At 61.1% G+C, this 2,319-nt stretch carries 3 protein-coding genes; 1 reads left to right on the forward strand and 2 read right to left on the reverse strand.

Annotated elements, in window-relative coordinates; all coding sequences use genetic code 11:
- Together ACH2EH_RS02700 and purE are read right to left on the reverse strand one after the other, a co-directional pair.
- Window positions 1-843 (reverse strand): 5-(carboxyamino)imidazole ribonucleotide synthase (locus tag ACH2EH_RS02700; protein ID WP_395138685.1); only part of this gene is annotated, 843 nt, incomplete at its 3' end.
- The gene (gene purE, locus ACH2EH_RS02705) at window positions 840-1,301 is read right to left on the reverse strand and encodes a 5-(carboxyamino)imidazole ribonucleotide mutase (protein ID WP_395138690.1); all 462 of its coding nucleotides are present in this window, start codon (window positions 1,299-1,301) and stop codon (window positions 840-842) included. The genes ACH2EH_RS02700 and purE, both read right to left, overlap by 4 nt.
- Window positions 1,302-1,458: 157 nt before the next feature.
- Between purE and ACH2EH_RS02710 the strand changes: the two genes are divergently transcribed.
- On the forward strand, window positions 1,459-2,079 hold the full coding sequence (locus ACH2EH_RS02710) for a hypothetical protein (protein WP_395138688.1): 621 nt from the start codon (window positions 1,459-1,461) through the stop codon (window positions 2,077-2,079).
- The last annotated feature ends 240 nt before the right edge of the window (window positions 2,080-2,319 follow it).

Here is a 2,319-nt window from a genome sequence, read left to right on the forward strand (position 1 = left end):
GAACTGGCTGGTTGCCGCGCCCTCAATGCTCCAGTGCCCGGAGTTGTGTGGCCGTGGTGCGAGCTCATTGACCAGAAGCCGCCCCTCCAGAGTCACAAAAAGCTCAACGCACAGCACTCCGACTACCTCCAGTGCCTCTAAAATCCCCTGGGCCAGTGCCTCTGCCTGTCCACTGCCCGCAAGTGGCACGGTCGTCAGATCTAAAATATGGTTGACATGATCGTTTCGCACCAGAGGAAAGGCGACAAAGCTGCCGTCACCTCCGCGCACCGCGACAATGCTCGCCTCGTACGCAAACGCCACCAGCTCCTCTAGGATGCACGCCTGCTCGCCTAGCTCCACAAAGGCCGCCTTTGCCTCCGTGGCGCTTGCTACTTTTCGTTGACCCTTTCCATCGTAGCCAAAGCCTGCGGTTTTCAGAATCGCGGGGTAGCGGAAGCCATCGCAGTCCGAAGCGCTCTCCACCGCCTGAAACGCCGCCGTGGGAACTCCAATCTTCTGGAGAAAGCGCTTCTCACGCAGCCGGTTTTGTGTTGTGTGTAAGACATGGCCGCCGGGGCGCACGGGTGCGTACTTTGCCGCCGTCTCCGCCGCCGCCGAACTTACGTTTTCAAACTCGAACGTCACTACGTCCACGGACTTCGCAAACGCCGCCACGGCGTCTAAGTCGTCGTAGCTGCCCGTCACCTCGCGTGCGCCCACCTGTGCACACGGAGTCGGAGTGGCATCGGGCGAGAAACAGGCAACTTTATAGCCCAGCCGACTCGCCGCCTGCGCCATCATCCGCCCTAGCTGGCCGCTCCCCAGCACCCCGATGGTTGCCCCCGGATTTAAAATACTCATAGGGGAAGCTCCATCGCCAGCACTTTTTCGGTTTGGTTTTTCCGGAAGGCATGGAGCTTCTCACGCAGCTCTGGCCGGGAGTTGGCAAGAATCGCCACGGCTAATAATGCGGCATTGATTGCCCCTGCTTTGCCGATTGCGAGGGTGGCCACGGGAATCCCACCAGGCATCTGGACGATGGAGAGAAGCGAGTCCATTCCCTTCAGCGCGAGGCTCTCGACAGGAACCCCGAGCACCGGGAGAACGGAGAAGGCCGCCGCCATGCCGGGCAGGTGGGCCGCGCCGCCCGCGCCCGCAATCAGCACTTCGAGCCCACGGCCCTCTGCGCCCTCCGCGTACTCTTTGAGTAGCTCCGGGGTGCGGTGCGCACTGACAATTTTACACTCATGGAGCACTCCGAACTGATCAAGTGTCTCGTGGGCAGGGCGCATTGTCTCCCAGTCGCTGGCACTGCCCATGATTATGCCAACCAGAATAGCCTCATTTTTCACGCGGTCATTGTACCCTGCGACAATCAAGCTATAATGAAACCATATGTCTCATTCCAATGGCCTTATTGTGTCTGCGGCTTCGCAACCTCCCGTCGTGAGGCGGCGTCTGGGCAGGCTCCAAGCAATGGTTCACGTTCTGCATCTGATTGCACTGATCGTGGGAATAGTTGCGTTGATCTATTTCGCCTTCGCGTTCCGGACGATCCTAGAGGGAGTGACTATCACTCTGGGCCGCAGAAGCTTTGGGCCACTACTGCCGCTGGCGCTGGCGACCGTGGGAAGCTGGAGCATGATGTATCTGCTCCACGACAAGCTGGGTATACTCGGCTCCGCGCGAGCAAGAACCGTGCTTTTGCCCCACGCTGAGGCGCTCTGCACCGATGAGGCATCCCTGGCGCGTCACTTTGTCGAACTTCGTGTCCAGGGTCGTCGTGGCCCGTTCACTCCTGACTGGGGCTGGCTTCTCGTCTTTCCCGACCGCCTGGAGTTCACGGGAGTCAAGCAGCGCATTACGTTGCCCCGCACGCTCGTCGCCGGATCGCCCGAGATGGAACCCAATGCCAAGGGCCTGCTCCCCACCTGGCTCGATCTGCCCGTTCGCGCCGACTGGAAAGGCATGGCGTTTATGTGCCGCGACAGCGCCCGCTCCCTCTCGGACACCGCCCGTGACGCCGAGGCGCTCCGTGTAGCGCTCGTGAGCTGGCTCCGAGCGCCTGCTCCTGCGGAACCTCAGCGACCCTATTGACAGCGACCTGCGCACCGCCACCTATATCGTCGGTGTAGGCCGCGTCGCCGAAGCCATCACCGCCCTGGGAATCTTCCCCTAGAGAACAGGGGTAGCGAGAGTCGCCTCTCCTGCCCCTACCTCTCGCGCCATTCGACCAGAGCCGCACTCACCTCACGCCCTCCACAAACCCCACCTCATTTCCCCCGTCCACCATCCCGCGCCATGTCATTAGCTGACCACTTTTAAACGCGGTTTGAC

The sequence above is a fragment of the Armatimonas sp. genome (assembly GCF_043760365.1).
GTDB lineage: Bacteria > Armatimonadota > Armatimonadia > Armatimonadales > Armatimonadaceae > Armatimonas.